This window comes from Psychrobacter sp. 2Y5 (assembly GCF_051847375.1).
GTDB lineage: Bacteria > Pseudomonadota > Gammaproteobacteria > Pseudomonadales > Moraxellaceae > Psychrobacter.
In genome coordinates this window covers 75,522-90,561 of sequence record NZ_JBPYDA010000009.1, presented here as the reverse complement: position 1 = coordinate 90,561, position 15,040 = coordinate 75,522, and the positions used below count along the sequence as shown (strand labels likewise).

The following is a 15,040-nucleotide window of genomic DNA, read 5'->3' as shown; positions in this document are numbered from 1 at the left end:
GTGCAAATTTGCAAAACGAGTCACTGTTTCAATTCTCGGCGCTAACCGTTATTTTACTGTTAGTTGCTTTTTATGGGGGTACTTACTTACTCTCTTTACTGATTAAAAAGGACAAAGAATCGACCAGTGGTTTTATGGTCGCAGGACACGGTGTTGGCTTCGGTATGGGCGCCGCTAGTATGACCGCTACTTGGATTTGGGCGGCTTCCTTCTATGCAGCGGCTACCTCCGGTTATAAATACGGTGTGTCCGGTCCGATTCATTACGGCTTTTGGGGCGCATTGATGATTTTATTCATCTACCCGTTCGGTATGCGCTTTCGCGAATTGGCCCCCAACGGTCATACTTTAGGCGAGCTTATCCACGCCCGCCACGGCTCATCAAGCCAATTGATTTTAGCCATATCTAATCTTATGGGCAGCTTAATTAGCTTGATGGTCAACTTCACTGCTGCTGGTGCGCTAGTGTCAGTATTATCACCCTTATCCTTTCAGACTGGTGTACTCATCGCCGGTATCGGCGTCTTAAGTTATACTTTGACTTCAGGCTTTAGAGCTTCAGTCTTTACCGATTTTGCTCAGCTGGTGGCTTTAATGGCTATCGGTGTGGTGATCATTCCTGCCGTGCTATTCTCCATGGGCGGTCCTACCGTCATGGTAGAAGGATTATCTAATCTAACTCTTGAGCAGCAAGACTTCTTCTCATCAGAAGCCTTCTTAATGCAAGGAGCGCCTTTCTTTGTCGCGGTACTAGCTTATGCGATTGGTAATCAAACGATTACCCAAAGGCTGTTTGCTATTGATCAAGACAAAATTAAAGCTACCTTTGTCACCGCTACTGTCGGTTACGCAGGCATCGTTATCGGTCTAGGTATGATAGGTCTGATGGCGCTGACTATAGGTATTGAGCCGCTAAATGGCGATATGAATAACCTGATTCCACAAATGGTTAGCACCTATTTACATCCTATATTTATTGCGCTGTTCTTTATTCTAGTTATCGGCTCATTATCTTCGACGGCGGATTCTGATTTGTCCGCACTATCGACGATTATGATGGCGGATGTCTACGGCAAAAATATCGCCAAAAAAGGCAATGTCAAACCAAAAACGATGATGCTTGTGGGCCGTGGTACGATGATCGTCGCCACTGCTGCTGGTCTAATATTTGCCAGCTTCAAACTCGACATCTTAGTGATGCTAGTATTCGTTGGCGCGTTATGGGGCGCGGTCGTCTTCCCCGTTATCGCTAGTGTGTTTTGGAACCGCGTCACCAATGTTGCGTTTACCTCTGCGGTCATTGTCGCGTTGATATTCTTCTGTATCGCCCGTTTTGAGTTGATCCCGATTACCGGTATCACTGCCCTCTTCTTTGAGGTCATGGCGAGCGTTGGCGCAGCTGTGGTTATTGGGCTTATGGTCTTTGGTTTCTTAGGACGTAAAGCGGGTATGGGCGCGGCTGTGATAACGCTTATATTGATGTTGATATTTGCAACGGGTTTCTTACGCGATTACATGGTGTTAGTCGCCTCTTTAACCGCTTATGGTGTTAGTACTATCGTCTGTACACTCGTGAGCTTAATGGGTAATGAGCGCTTTGATTTTGATTTAATCAAACAACGCGTTGGCGACTATGATAAAAAAGCTAAGGTAACTCCTACTCCCAAGCGTTAAGATAAAGTTGGTTGACACGGATGAAAGTCAGCCAACCTTTGCTAAATACAGTAGTGAGCCTATAGCCGCTAACAAGTACTTATTTAGTGGCTATTGCTCAGACCCTATTAAACAGCCATAAAAAGGAGACAATATGGATAACACTTTTATTTACGGCCTGTATATCTTGATCTGGCCTGCTATTACTTTAGCGGTGCTAGTCTTGATTTGCACCGCAACCTATCGCGATATTCAAAAAGCCAAACGCAACAATAAAGATATCGTCTAACTTGCTCCATTAAAGTAAGCTAACTGCTTGTATTAGCTCTATTAATTAATATTTGTAGGAGTCCGACGATAAATAAGCAAAGTTTAACCAAAAAATAGCTTGTATTTTGAATTAATTTTGCTAATATAGTGACCCTTGGCTGGATAGCACAGTGGTTATGCAGCGGATTGCAAATCCGTAGACGCCGGTTCGATTCCGACTCCAGCCTCCAATTATATCGCTCAACTATTCAAGTTTTTATTGATAGTTTTATATATAAAAATTATCTCAATTTTGACTTGCATTATTGAGATAACGGCTTATAATAGCGAGCACTTATCTAGTAACTAGACAGTCTATCAGCTAGTTGATCAATTAGATAAAATAAGTTTTGCCCGGGTGGTGAAATTGGTAGACACAAGGGATTTAAAATCCCTCGCTAGAAATAGCGTGCCGGTTCAAGTCCGGCTCCGGGTACCATTATAGTAGTAGAAAAAACCGCAAATCATGACGATTTGCGGTTTTTTTTGTTGTTAATATTCTGTACTTTCCTACTTTATTTACCTCAATCTATGCACTAATAAGTATACTTAATTTTTAATGATGACTCTTTGCATAGAATAAGCGGTTATATTTACTAAACACCTTACTCAATGTTTCTATATAAAAAAATTATTGAACGCCATCTGCCGGTGTTTGATCTAGGTTTGAATTGTTCTCATTAATATAGACCGTATCATCAACTTCTTGCCCACCTTCTGTACTAGAATAATATGATGTCCCTCCTTCATCTTCTGCATCCTCAGTAGAATTGTTTGTGTTACCTTCCATACCCTCTTCGGTTTGTCCAGCGGTTATGTCGCTAGACTCTGCATTTACAGGCGTTACTTCGCTAGACTCTATCTGATTAGTATCAGTACTTTCTTCTGTTTCAGTACTGCAGCCACTTAGGGCAAGAACACTTGCTAATAAGGTCATCTTTAGCTTATTTTGAAATAATTGATCCAATAGTAAATTTTTCATAAGGGTACCTTCTTTATAGGCAAGATAAGATATCAACAATACTCATAGATTCAAGATCAAGTTGAATGTACTTTTAATTTTAATAATAAATACTTTAACTAGTAGGAGGGTTTTGTTTGCTTTCATTAACGGTTTGCTAATGTTTTGGCGCTGCAAGTGACAAATGCAACTATATATGCTTCAGAGAACTATAGACTTGTTGAGTATGGAAGTATTTGCAGGGTTTTACCAGTTAAAACTAATGTACTGCTTAGATGCTAGCAATCAAGCCCACAGCCCTTGAACATGAAGAGCCCTTGTGCCAATAGTGGGGTAATCTGAAAAGCTCAGCTGATAACCGCCGCTAGTGTTTGGTTGAATCTCACAAGTCGCTCCTAATGGGAAGCTCGCTTTTTGCGCGATATGCCCAAAGCGCATACCACTATAAATAGGTAGCCTTGTCAATTTGTGCAACTGACGAACGACAGTAGCAACATCATAACGCTTATCGTAGCTATCCTCGCCAGTTCCAGAAAATGCACCGAATACAATAGCTTGTTGGTTTTTGAATACGCCCGCTAGATATAGTTCATATAGCATGCGCTCGATACGATAAGTCTGCTCGCCGACATCTTCTAAGAATATAATACCGCCATCGATACGCGGTAGATACTCGCTTCCTGTCAGTGCCGATACCACACTGAGATTGCCGCCCCAAATCGTGCCTGTTATTGAGCGGCTGTCATTAGTTGCCAAAATAGCCGGCAGCTTTGGGCTAGTAAGCTCGGCGTTATTGACTTCGATAGTGAGCTTAGGATTAGTTAAAGCTTCTACAAATTGCTGACAACTGATCCGATCAGGCGCGGTTTTACCAAACTCGCTATAGAGCATAGGGCCAGCTAGCGAGCTCATGTTACTTTTGGCGAGCAGCGCACACTGAATAGCGGTGACGTCACTGAATCCGGTCAAAATAGTGCCGCGCTCCTGCATTAGACGACCTAGCGTTGCCCAATCAACCATCGGTAATAGACGAGAGGCGCCATAACCACCGCGCACGCCAAGCAATAAATTGGGTGCGCTAATCGCTCCAGTCGCGATGTTCTGCAAGTCACTGGCACGCTGCGAATCAGTGCCAGCGAAGCGTAGATACTGACGGCTGACGATCTCAGGGTTTTGCACTTGCAAGCCAGCACAGGCCACGCGCTGCAACGCCAACTGGTTGCGAGCGTCACGACTGCCGACGTTGGAGCTTGCAAATAACCGCGTTTCAATGGTCGGTTTAATACACTGGCTTATCTGAGCGACCTGCCAAGAATGCGCCTCAGACCCAGATAACGCCGTCGGTAGCTCATCTTTTGTGAGCGCGGTAAGGCTATCAACCGTCAATAACTCATCATTTGCCATAGCATTAACCACACTTTGGCTCGCTAATAAACTGGCACTTACCCCTACGCCCATATGACGCAAAAACTGCCAACGGTTGATCTTAGATACTATTTTAGTCATCACTATCCTGCAAACTGTAATCAGACTTAATAAAACGATACATAATACCCTATCTAGTCATTTGGTGCTCAAGCTTACCCTTGCTATAGTAACTATCAGCTAGTAACCATCAATTAGTAAGAATAATGACAATCGACAACCAATAAAAAACAAGGATTTTATTTATGAGTGATAAAAATAAAGAAAAAGATGAGAAAGGACTGCTAGAGAGCATCAAGCTGATTGTCAGTAAAGAAGATAAAATAAAGGACCAAGTCGAAAGCGATCGCGGACTTGAACGTTACGCCAAAGATTTACTGCTGCTTATGAGCTTAGTCAAAGACTATTATCAGGGGAACTACCGTAATATTCCTTACAAAACTATTTCAGCGGCAGTGGTTGGGCTTCTTTATGTCCTCAACCCTATTGATATTATCCCAGATTTCATCCCTTTTATCGGTCATATCGATGACGCCTTAGTGTTAGGGTTTTGTTTAAAGCTGATGGAAAAAGACTTATTAAAATATAAAAAATGGAAAAAAGAGCGGTCAGCACCTGATGATAAAGATGCTGATCAAGACACCGCCAATAGAAAAGACAAAGAAATTAAAGCGAAAGATAAAGAAAATAAGAAGGATAAGAAATCAGCTGAAAAAGATAAGGATGGCGATACTGATAAAAAGTCATAAGCTGATTAACTATTAGTCTCTTAATGTTATTTACCCCTGCATGATAAAACCACGGTCAACGAGGCATTCTCGTTGACCGTGGTTTCGTTTGTCTATTCACTATTATTCTAGCGGCAGTTACCCTAGTAGCAATCAGTCAGGCACATCATAGTTGGACTTTTCTGGATTGAGCCCAAAAGAGAACACAAAGGTCGCAACGAGGCTATTAACGATGATAAAAGGCAGGTCAATATGGATATGACCTAGCATGTAACGGCCAATCAACCAAGATACGATCAGCATAATGATAAAAAACCCACCCATATACCCTAAGATAGCGGGATGCTTTAGATTGTAAGGCTGCTCTGGTGCTTCTTTATCTAAGACTTTAGTGCGAATCATCCAACCTGCGGCATAAGAGAGACCGCCTAACACTACATAACTCAAAAAATTCATAATATCTGACTCAATTCTTGACCATTTACTTATTGGATGTTGTTATCGGCAATACAAAAGGTATTGGCAGCGCTATCGACACTATTATCAGTACTGGCACTGGCACTGGCACTGGCACTGGCACTGGCATAAAGACTAAATACTTTCATTGACATTATCAATGACGATATTGGCATGCGGATTAGCTAAAATATCGGTATTGACCTCATCGCACTCTACGCGGTAGATGGTATTAGCGCCGCGGTAAATATAAGACAAATACTCACTATCGAGTAAAGGGTCAATATTGGCATAAGCAGGTTTAACATGTGCTAACACCAGCACTCTATCAGGGCGCGCGATGACCGCATCGACATTATCGGGATCAATCGAGAAGAATTTAGGAATCTCTTCGTGATTCACCACTTCTAATATTTCAGGATCATCCCAGACTCGCCCGCTACTGGCAGGCTCTTTCATTTGCATAATCCACTCGTCGGCCTGTTCGCTGACCTTTATTTGTGCCGGCTCGTCAAAGCTTACGGTATAACATCCTGCGAATATAGAAACATCTGGCTGAGATACTGTAGACTCAACGCTTGTAGCTTTAGGATCAGTCTCACTACAGCCTGCTAGCCATAATACGCTACAGACAGTTATACTAGCGAGCAAGGTCGTAAAAGGTTTGCCAATAACATCTGCGCCTTTAGCCATCGTCAAGTCTTCCTAAGTTTGGGTTTTGGGTTGGGATTTAATGTTAGCCGTTATCATTCTAACAGAAAATGTGAGCGCTGCTTTTTGGATCTGTGAGGATAGCGTTTTGTGTCTCCAGTCGCCTTATCGGTTATAGATTTGCTATAATCAAACTCTCTATTTTAGCTCTTATCCAACCGCCGAGTTTTTATGTCAGATAATCGTTCCGCCGCCCATACTACTTCTACGCAGACGGCTTCGCTAAATAAAGCGGACCCCTTAGCCGCCAAAGCCGATACCACTATCGCTTACACCGATGGCGCTTGTAAAGGTAATCCCGGCGCTGGTGGCTGGGGGGCGCATCTTATCTTTAGTGATGGAGGTACTCAGGACCTATACGGCGGTGAAGAGGCTACTACCAATAACCGTATGGAGCTGATGGGAGCTATACAAGCCTTGCAGCACAGCGCAAGCGATATCACTTTAGAGATCTGGACCGATTCAAGCTATGTCAAAAACGGCATTACTGACTGGATTGACGGCTGGAAAAAGCGCGGTTGGAAAACAGCAGGCAAAAAGCCGGTGGCAAATAAAGACTTATGGCAACAGCTTGACGCGCTGCGCCAAGATCGTAAGGTAGAGTGGCACTGGGTAAAAGGTCACGCCGGACATGCGGGTAATGAAAAAGCCGATGAGCTTGCCAATATTGGCGTCACTGCTAGTAGCGCGCATAATCTTGCTAGCCCCTCTGTCGGTAGCATAATAGATAACACTGACGCTAGTAGTAAAAAAAAAGTCGCCATTAACGAGCCGATGCTCAGTGAAAATGACTGGTTGAATTTTGACCCTTTAGGGCTCGATGACTTTGATACTATTGACGACATGGATAATATCGATAACATGGATGATGAGCTTGAAGAAGAGACACAAAGCGAGCTAAACCACGATATAAATAGCCCTATTGGGCTGCAGTCGACTAGCCAGCCTTATCAAGCTTTAGATACTCATTTAGATGCCACTTTAAATACTACCTTAAATACTGCAAATAACGCGAGCGTCCTGCCCTCTACTATGACTGATACTGCGAGTACAGATATGACTGCCGATACTGATTTACAGCACTCTGATACACAAGCGGCCGAGTTACCAGCATTCGATGGCGATACGAGCCGCGCTAATCCTCATTTTCAGCCGTTACTGCCCGAGCCTACACACCGTGGTGAGAGCAATCGTCAGCTGATAATGGATACTGAGACGACTGGGCTTGATGCGTTAAAAGGCGATAGAGTCATCGAAGTGGGTATCGTTGAGATGGTCGGCCGAAAATTCACCGGCGAAAAGCTCCATGTCTATATCAACCCGCAGCGCGGTATGGATGAAGAGGTGATACGTATTCATGGTATCTCTGAGGCTTTCTTACAAGATAAGCCTACCTTTGATAAAGTCGCACAAAAGCTTTATGACTTTATGGATGGCGCAGAAATCATCGCTCATAACGCTTCGTTCGATATGAACTTTTTAACTATGGAATTTAACAAAGTCGGTCTATCAGACTTTGCAGAGCGGGTACAAGTCACTGACTCGCTGCTGATGGCTAAACAGCAATATCCAGGACAAAAAAATACTCTAGATGCTCTGGTGCGCCGCTTAGATGTCGGCAAACAAGACCGTACCTTTCATGGCGCTTTACTAGATTCGGAGATTTTGGCGGAAGTCTATCTAGCGATGACCGGCGGTCAGGTATCATTAGCGATTGAAGAAGATATTACTAGCGAAGGAGGCCAGACAGCTCATGCTACCTTTGCCAATTTAGCGTCGCTATTACTCGACTCCAGCCAAGATGATAAGGCGAATCGCGATTGGTTTATGAATTTGGCTGAAGACTATCCGGTAATGAATGATAGCTTAGCGAATTGGTAAGCTGTGCCAAGAAGTACTATGGAATTTAAACACTATACGCTATCATTCGTTTACGGCTATTAATTATAATTGATAAGGGAACACTATGAGTCAGTCTGAGCAAACCACTTTGAGCGCTCCTACGCTTAGTATCACCAACTTTGACTTACCCTCTTTGCACTTATTGCATAGCGAAATCATAGTTACCCTAAAAAATGCTGAGATCCATTTGAGCGACTTTAATGACAATCAAACACAAGCGCCTTTATTGCTCGACTCAGTAGAAGTTTTGACGCAGTTATCGCGTATTTTTGAGCTGATATCGCTCAAAGGCGGTCAAGTTTTAAGCCTAGCTATCGCGCAGGGCTTGCAGCAGCTTCATGATAGTCAAGATAATACTAATATCGCGCTGATTATGGATCTCTCAGAGGCCATAATGACCTTAGATCGCTATGTCGAATTTGTGCTATTGACTGAGACTGTAGAGCCAAGCTTATTATTACCTATTATTCACAAGCTACAAACATATGCCGATGAAACGCCTATCGATAACGATTATTTTGCCGACTTTGGTCGCAGCAGCGTGATTATCGCTAACCCTGAAGCCAACTTTCAATCCTTAGACACGCTTGGGCTTGATAGTCATCTATTAACCAACGTCTATCGCAACGGTCTTGGCGTTTTATTGACCAATACAGACGGCAACATCTCGACTAGTGAAGCTGAGAAGCTCAAAGCAATGAGCGCCGCCTGTGCTTATATCGCTGGCCACAGTAGTAGCCTGTTTTGGCAAGCCGCTGCAGCAGCGATAATCGATATCGAAACCCTGCTTCCTTTATCTCTAAGCCAAAAACACACCCTGATCTACTTAGAGCAGCAGTTTAATAGCTATCTGCCAGTGATGGATATTCGTTTTGCGGATCTGGTCAGCTTTGCTTGTAGCCGCGACAATGAGCAGGCGCAAAAGCTGCGTGAGCAGTACGCAAACAACCAGCTTGAGTCATCACAGCGCGAACAGATGAAACGCTTTTTGTTTGGTCCTAACCGCGCCATTACTGACATCTCAAATGAGCTAATCCAAGAAAAAATAAATCTCATCAAGGAGCAAGTGGATAGTTACGCACGCGCCAATACCGTCACCGCTACTCCTATCCAACCGGCTGATATCGCTACTAAAATAGCTAAGCTGCGCTCTAGTCTGAGCCTATTAGGTCTAAGCGATACTGCAGCTCTACTCACGAGTGCAGCTAACGCGGTCGCCAAATGGGACAACCCAAAACCTGAGGATTTTGATGAGTTATTATTAGCGCTGATGGCTGCCGAAAACGCTTCGATTGCTATGGCAAAAATGCATACGCCTGGCGCGATTAACTTATCGCTGAATAATCAGCAAATCTCTTTGCATCAGCTTGATACTGCTTATGATGCTTTAGTACAAGAAAGCCGTAGTAATATCATAAAAGCCGAGCACGCTATCACTAATTATATAACTGCAGATGATGCGCAGCTATCTATGCTAGAAGAAATACCAGAGATGATTCGGCAAGTGGCAGGAGCGCTACGCTTCTTAGAATTACCCGCTTTAGCAAATATGTTTAGTCAATTGGCAAGCTTCACCCAAACCTCTCTATCAAGCCCGCAGCCTCTCAGCGAGCAAACCCTCAGTCACATGGCTGATGTGCTGATGTCCGTGGATTATCGCTTAGATGGTTTTGAGAGTAATCGTCCGGTAAATAAACGCTCGCTAGATGTCGGTCAACATAGCTTAAGCCAACTACTGGCTGCCTAGTCGCTTAAATACTGTGGACGGATGTGAATGAGTACTGCTTTTATAATCGAAAAAGATACTGTCTTATGTCGCCAGACATCTACAGGTTGGCAGCCCTTATCTATCGACTTATCGGCTGAGTCAGATCGCAACCTACCCCCTTATCAGTTAGGCCGTGTTGAGCTGTTAGAGAGCTTAGCGCCAAGCCACTGGCAACAAAGTGGACATTGGCAAATAAAGAATAGCGATAACGGCATAAGCGCCAAAACCACTAGTCTGACAGCGAATAATGCTCCGGCCGCGTATGCTATCAGCTATCACTATGCAAAAATCAATCAACTCACGCTACCGACTATCCGCGATGATATTGACTCCATCTCAGCGCCAATCGACCAAACTGACATTCAAGCAAATGATGCTGATGACAATGGCGCTATAAACGCTTTTATCTCTTATCGGCAGTTGCTCACTCAGATTCCAGTAGCGCTCGCCGATCAGATCAGTCAGGCCATGCAGCTGCTGCGCTGGCAAGCGGATACTCAGTTTTGTAGTCGCTGTAGTGCGGGGGTTAGCGCGGCGGACTCTGGTGAGCGGGCGATGGTATGCAGCGTTTGCCACTTACGTCAGTATCCGCGTGTACAGCCGTGCGTGATTACGGCTATTACTCGCCCAAACCCTAAGACCGGCGAGATGCAAATATTATTAGCCCATCATCACCGCTATGGTCAGACAAGCTTACCGTTACAGTATGGCTTGATTGCAGGGTTTGTAGAAGCTGGTGAGAGCTTAGAGCATGCGGTGGTGCGAGAAGTATTTGAAGAAGTAGGCATTCGCTTATCAGACATTCGCTACGTTAGTAGTCAACCTTGGCCATTTCCTTCTAACTTAATGCTCGGCTTTCGGGCCAGTTATGACAGTGGCGATCTCGTGCTGCAAGAAGATGAGCTGTCGCACGCAGACTTTTTTGATTTATCAAACCTGCCAAAGATACCTTTTAAAGGCAGCATCGCTTATGAGTTAATCGCTCAAATCGCTGCAGAGCAAGGCGTTACGCTTTCTTAAAAGTCTATTCTAACTGGTAGTCAATACCTTTATTATTTATTATATGCCCGCTTTAAGGCCAGTATTCCATGTCTGATAACCATACTCACCCCTTACCGATTCGCTTAGCTGATCTGCCGCTATTGTTCGATTCTCAAGCGTTAGAGTCGCTGCCAAGGGCAACACAAACTAAGATCGCCCAGATCGATGCTTGCTTACCACAGACCCAATGCGGACTGTGTGACCACCCTGATGGCTGCTTGCCTTATGCGACAGCGATCGCTGTCGATGGCGAACCTTATAATAAATGCGTGCCTGGTGGACAGCCGGTTACCGAAGCTATTGCCCAAATCCTTGCAGATAGCGATAATGATAGCCCTATTAGTATTGATGATGGTGATATTCCTGTCATTGCCGAGCCTTCCAAGTGGCCGATAGATGCTGCCACTCAGCGTCCAACCGAAGTACGCGCGATCATCCGTGAGGACGACTGTATTGGCTGCACTAAGTGTATCCCTGCCTGTCCGGTCGATGCCATCGTCGGTACCGGTAAGCATATGCATACGATTTTTACCGATCTTTGCACCGGCTGCGAGCTATGCCTTGCGCCCTGCCCGGTAGATTGCATCGATCTAGTGACGGTGCATCGTGATCTAACCACTAGCGCGCGCGAACAAGAACAAGACGATCTGCGTCAGCGTTATCATACCCATCTAAGGCGAGTCACCAAGCAGCTCGCCGATAGCAGTAATGCCAAGCCAGTCGTCAGTATGGTCGAGGCCAAGCTCAATAATGCCGCTAGCCAGTCTCTCGAAATTAGCGAGCAACAAGCCAAAAATACAATTGCTGCAGCAAAACTACGGAGCAAAATCAAAAAGCTAGAAAAGCAGTTAAGCGTGCGTCCCAATGACAACAAGCAAAGCGAGCTTATCGCATTACAAGAAGAGCTAGCCGCGTTATAACGAAACACGCTATAAAAAGTAATACAACTAAGACGTCATCCTATGAGTAAAACCGTTAAAAATAAAACTGCTGATACGCCGCCATCGAGACTGATGCCCAAGCGCAATATCAGGCCGTTCTTTGAAAAGCTCGCTGCCACTATAGATGAGCCCGTCACTGAGCTGCACTTTAAAAGCAACTTTGAGCTGCTCATCGCCGTTATCCTCTCTGCGCAAGCAACTGACGTCAGCGTTAATATTGCTACTAATCAGCTTTATCCTGTCGCTAATACGCCCGAAGCCATTTATGCATTGGGTGAGGAAGGGCTCAAACCCTATATCCAAAACATTGGCCTCTATAATTCAAAAGCCAAAAACGTGATAAAGACTTGCCGCGACTTGATCGATAAGTTTGACAGCCAAGTGCCTGATAACCGTAAAGACCTTGAGTCATTAGCAGGTGTGGGCCGCAAGACTGCTAATGTGGTGCTTAATACAGCTTTCGGTCAGCCGACTATGGCAGTCGACACCCATATCTTTCGCGTTGGTAATCGTACCGGCCTTGCGACGGGTAAAAACGTCTTAATCGTTGAGCAGAAGCTAGTCGCGCGTATTCCAGAAGATCTACTACTCGATGCGCATCATTATCTGATCTTACATGGGCGTTATACTTGTCAGGCGCGCACACCGAAATGCGGCGCTTGTCCGGTGTATGAAGAATGTATGTTTAAGGATAAAGCTAAATTTTTAGAATTATAATCTTGCAAACCGAGTCAATACTATGCAAACCCTGACCGCCCTACTTTTTGATAATTTTGAAACCTTGGACCTATTTGGTCCTATTCAAATGTTTGGAAGCTTGCCTGAGCATTACCGGATTCAATATGGCTCATTGTTAGGCGGGGTTGTTAGCAATAAACATGGTGCTGCTTTGCAGACAACGGCCATAGCTGATTTGAACCATTCGACTGATATTTTATTAATCGTCGGCGGCATGGGCACGCGGCAAGTCGTTAAAGCCACTGATTTTTCACAGGCTTTAGTCTCATTGAGTACCCAAGCCGATTGGGTACTCAGTGTCTGTACGGGTAGCGCTCTATTAGCCAAAGCCGGAATATTGGACGGTAAGAGAGCTACTTCTAATAAATTATCTTGGCAATGGGCTACCGCGCAGTCCGAGCAAGTGCAATGGATAAAACAAGCGCGTTGGGTGGTCGATGACAAGTATTACACTTCTTCAGGAGTTAGTGCCGGCATGGATATGGCGCTAGGGTTTATTGCTGATAGACACGGTATAGCTACTGCTTATCAGGTGGCTAATTACACTGAATATCAATGGCAGCAAGACGCTGAGCACGATAGCTTCTATAACTCTTGATACCCAAAGTTAAACTTAATTTGGTTTATCTCAATTCGCTTCCCTGATTCGTAAAGTCACCCTAGAGTTTTGAGCTAAATCACGGTAAGATATGGTAATTTTTTTGACCTATTTTTATAACATTTAATAAATAATGACTAGTTTTTAAAACAGTCCCTGCCATTAAGCGATCCCATTATGCGTGAATACAGTTTATTTACCTCAGAGTCTGTCAGCGAAGGCCATCCTGATAAAATGGCTGACCAAATCTCTGATGCCCTACTCGACGCCATTTTGCGTGAAGATCTGCATGCCCGAGTCGCTTGTGAGACTTTAGTTAAAACAGGCGCTGTCGTATTAGCCGGTGAAATCTCTACCACGGCTAATATCGATATCGAGCGTATCGTTCGTGATACTGTTAATGGTATCGGCTATCATCATTCGGACTTAGGTTTTGATGGCGAGACTTGCGCGGTTATCAACATGATCGGCAAGCAGTCGCCTGAGATTGCCCAAGGCGTCGATCGTAGTAGCCCAGAAGAGCAAGGTGCTGGCGATCAAGGTTTAATGTTCGGTTATGCCAGTAACGAGACTGATGTGTTAATGCCCGCTCCTATTGAATACGCCCACCGCTTGATGCAGCGTCAGTCTGAGCTGCGCCGTGCAGGCGAGCTACCTTGGCTGCGTCCCGATGCCAAAGCACAAGTAACACTCAACTATGATGGCAATCGCCCTGTCGCTATCGATGCGGTAGTACTATCTACCCAGCATGATCCCAGTATCTCACAAGCGGACTTGCAAGAGGCCATCATGGAAAACATCATCAAGCATGTACTACCAGCCGATCTGTTGCATAAAGGCACGCGCTATCATATCAATCCAACCGGTAAGTTTGTGATTGGCGGCCCTGTCGGGGATGCTGGTTTGACAGGCCGCAAAATCATCGTTGACACTTATGGCGGTATGGCTCGTCATGGCGGTGGTGCTTTTAGTGGTAAAGACCCCTCCAAGGTCGATCGTAGTGCCGCTTATGCGGTGCGTTATGTCGCGAAAAACATCGTTGCTGCTGGTATTGCCGATCGCTGTGAAGTACAAGTGAGCTATGCTATTGGAGTAGCCGAGCCGACTTCTATTTCTATCAACACCTTTGGCACGAACAAAATTGATAATGACGAGATTATTCGCCTAATTCGTAAGCATTTCGACTTACGTCCTTATGGTATTACGCGTATGCTCAACCTACTACAGCCTATGTATCAGCAGACCTCAACCTTCGGTCACTTTGGTCGTCCTGGATCTGAGACCGCATTTACTTGGGAAAAAACCGACAAAGCTGAAATCCTGAAAGCTGATGCCGGCTTGTAGTCTTTAAAAAGAAGCTATATCTACTCTGCAAAATACAAACTATTTAAATAACATACGATTTAACTCATTTACTTAACGGAGTCTTTTATGTCTGACGCCAATATGCCAAACGCTACCACTACAGACAATACTGAAAACAAGGTCGAAATCACTCCTGAGATGCAGTCTTTTTATCAGCGCGCTGATGAGATCATTGGCGTTGCTAATAGCCAATTAGGCGAAAATGCGCACTCAGGCCAAGTCGGTGCTTCACTACTTTATGCCGCCGCGCGTTATAGCGCTTCAGTTGCTTCTATTGGCTTTGTGAAAGGTGAAGATTTTGCCAAAGAAAAAGACGATATCGTCGAGTTTTATGTCAAACAGTATCGTCAAATGCTCAGCGACAATCTCACTGACTACGCACAAAACTTCGATAAATACATCAACATCGAAAAGCAGTCCTAGTCTATAAACATCAGACCTTGCG

General features: G+C 44.6%; 15 protein-coding genes and 2 tRNA genes. 13 read left to right on the top strand and 4 right to left on the bottom strand.

Features of this window, described 5'->3' with window-relative positions:
- Nucleotides 1-23 precede the first annotated feature (23 nt).
- The 4 genes from ACS8E3_RS10240 (at nucleotide 24) to ACS8E3_RS10225 (ending at nucleotide 2,400) form a co-directional block, all read left to right on the top strand.
- Nucleotides 24-1,673, top strand: a complete 1,650-nt coding sequence (locus ACS8E3_RS10240) for a sodium:solute symporter family protein (RefSeq protein WP_439244027.1) — start codon at nucleotides 24-26, stop codon at nucleotides 1,671-1,673.
- A 133-nt stretch (nucleotides 1,674-1,806) separates the two neighbouring features.
- Nucleotides 1,807-1,941: a putative transporter small subunit gene (locus ACS8E3_RS10235; protein ID WP_439243941.1), complete on the top strand. Its 135-nt coding sequence runs from the start codon at nucleotides 1,807-1,809 to the stop codon at nucleotides 1,939-1,941.
- Between the two features lie 137 nt (nucleotides 1,942-2,078).
- A tRNA-Cys gene (locus ACS8E3_RS10230) sits at nucleotides 2,079-2,152 on the top strand.
- A gap of 161 nt (nucleotides 2,153-2,313) precedes the next feature.
- Nucleotides 2,314-2,400, top strand: a tRNA-Leu gene (locus ACS8E3_RS10225).
- A gap of 192 nt (nucleotides 2,401-2,592) precedes the next feature.
- Here the strand turns inward: ACS8E3_RS10225 and ACS8E3_RS10220 are convergent.
- Together ACS8E3_RS10220 and ACS8E3_RS10215 are read right to left on the bottom strand one after the other, a co-directional pair.
- Complete coding sequence (locus ACS8E3_RS10220; RefSeq protein ID WP_439243939.1) at nucleotides 2,593-2,943, bottom strand: hypothetical protein; 351 nt, start codon at nucleotides 2,941-2,943, stop codon at nucleotides 2,593-2,595.
- A gap of 264 nt (nucleotides 2,944-3,207) precedes the next feature.
- The gene (locus ACS8E3_RS10215) at nucleotides 3,208-4,428 is read right to left on the bottom strand and encodes an LD-carboxypeptidase (RefSeq protein WP_439243937.1); all 1,221 of its coding nucleotides are present in this window, start codon (nucleotides 4,426-4,428) and stop codon (nucleotides 3,208-3,210) included.
- A gap of 164 nt (nucleotides 4,429-4,592) precedes the next feature.
- Here ACS8E3_RS10215 and ACS8E3_RS10210 point away from each other — a divergent pair, with 164 nt between their 5' ends.
- On the top strand, nucleotides 4,593-5,096 hold the full coding sequence (locus ACS8E3_RS10210; protein ID WP_439243935.1) for a YkvA family protein: 504 nt from the start codon (nucleotides 4,593-4,595) through the stop codon (nucleotides 5,094-5,096).
- 132 nt (nucleotides 5,097-5,228) lie between these two features.
- Here ACS8E3_RS10210 and ACS8E3_RS10205 read toward each other — a convergent pair whose 3' ends face one another.
- Nucleotides 5,229-5,531 carry a hypothetical protein gene (locus tag ACS8E3_RS10205; protein WP_439243933.1) on the bottom strand — a complete coding sequence of 101 codons (303 nt, stop codon included), beginning with the start codon at nucleotides 5,529-5,531 and terminating at the stop codon, nucleotides 5,229-5,231.
- Between the two features lie 135 nt (nucleotides 5,532-5,666).
- Entirely contained in the window at nucleotides 5,667-6,224 is a 558-nt protein-coding gene (locus tag ACS8E3_RS10200) for a hypothetical protein (protein WP_439243931.1), read from the bottom strand.
- Between the two features lie 189 nt (nucleotides 6,225-6,413).
- On the opposite strand from ACS8E3_RS10200, the gene dnaQ reads away from it, so the two are divergent.
- The 8 genes from dnaQ to ACS8E3_RS10160 all read left to right on the top strand — a co-directional run bounded on the left by dnaQ (nucleotide 6,414) and on the right by ACS8E3_RS10160 (nucleotide 15,018).
- On the top strand, nucleotides 6,414-8,123 hold the full coding sequence (dnaQ, locus tag ACS8E3_RS10195; RefSeq protein ID WP_439243930.1) for a DNA polymerase III subunit epsilon: 1,710 nt from the start codon (nucleotides 6,414-6,416) through the stop codon (nucleotides 8,121-8,123).
- A gap of 85 nt (nucleotides 8,124-8,208) precedes the next feature.
- Nucleotides 8,209-9,891 carry a hypothetical protein gene (locus ACS8E3_RS10190; RefSeq protein ID WP_439243929.1) on the top strand — a complete coding sequence of 561 codons (1,683 nt, stop codon included), beginning with the start codon at nucleotides 8,209-8,211 and terminating at the stop codon, nucleotides 9,889-9,891.
- A gap of 27 nt (nucleotides 9,892-9,918) precedes the next feature.
- Nucleotides 9,919-10,932, top strand: coding sequence for an NAD(+) diphosphatase (gene nudC, locus ACS8E3_RS10185; protein WP_439243927.1), 1,014 nt, complete (start codon nucleotides 9,919-9,921; stop codon nucleotides 10,930-10,932).
- A 68-nt stretch (nucleotides 10,933-11,000) separates the two neighbouring features.
- Nucleotides 11,001-11,873: an RnfABCDGE type electron transport complex subunit B gene (locus ACS8E3_RS10180; protein WP_439243925.1), complete on the top strand. Its 873-nt coding sequence runs from the start codon at nucleotides 11,001-11,003 to the stop codon at nucleotides 11,871-11,873.
- A 42-nt stretch (nucleotides 11,874-11,915) separates the two neighbouring features.
- Nucleotides 11,916-12,611 (top strand): endonuclease III, encoded by a 696-nt coding sequence (gene nth / locus ACS8E3_RS10175; RefSeq protein WP_439243923.1) that lies wholly within the window; start codon nucleotides 11,916-11,918, stop codon nucleotides 12,609-12,611.
- Between the two features lie 22 nt (nucleotides 12,612-12,633).
- Entirely contained in the window at nucleotides 12,634-13,230 is a 597-nt protein-coding gene (locus ACS8E3_RS10170; protein ID WP_439243922.1) for a DJ-1/PfpI family protein, read from the top strand.
- A gap of 177 nt (nucleotides 13,231-13,407) precedes the next feature.
- Nucleotides 13,408-14,574 carry a methionine adenosyltransferase gene (gene metK, locus ACS8E3_RS10165; protein ID WP_025645793.1) on the top strand — a complete coding sequence of 389 codons (1,167 nt, stop codon included), beginning with the start codon at nucleotides 13,408-13,410 and terminating at the stop codon, nucleotides 14,572-14,574.
- Nucleotides 14,575-14,661: 87 nt separating this feature from the next.
- Complete coding sequence (locus ACS8E3_RS10160) at nucleotides 14,662-15,018, top strand: DUF3144 domain-containing protein (protein ID WP_439243920.1); 357 nt, start codon at nucleotides 14,662-14,664, stop codon at nucleotides 15,016-15,018.
- The last annotated feature ends 22 nt before the right edge of the window (nucleotides 15,019-15,040 follow it).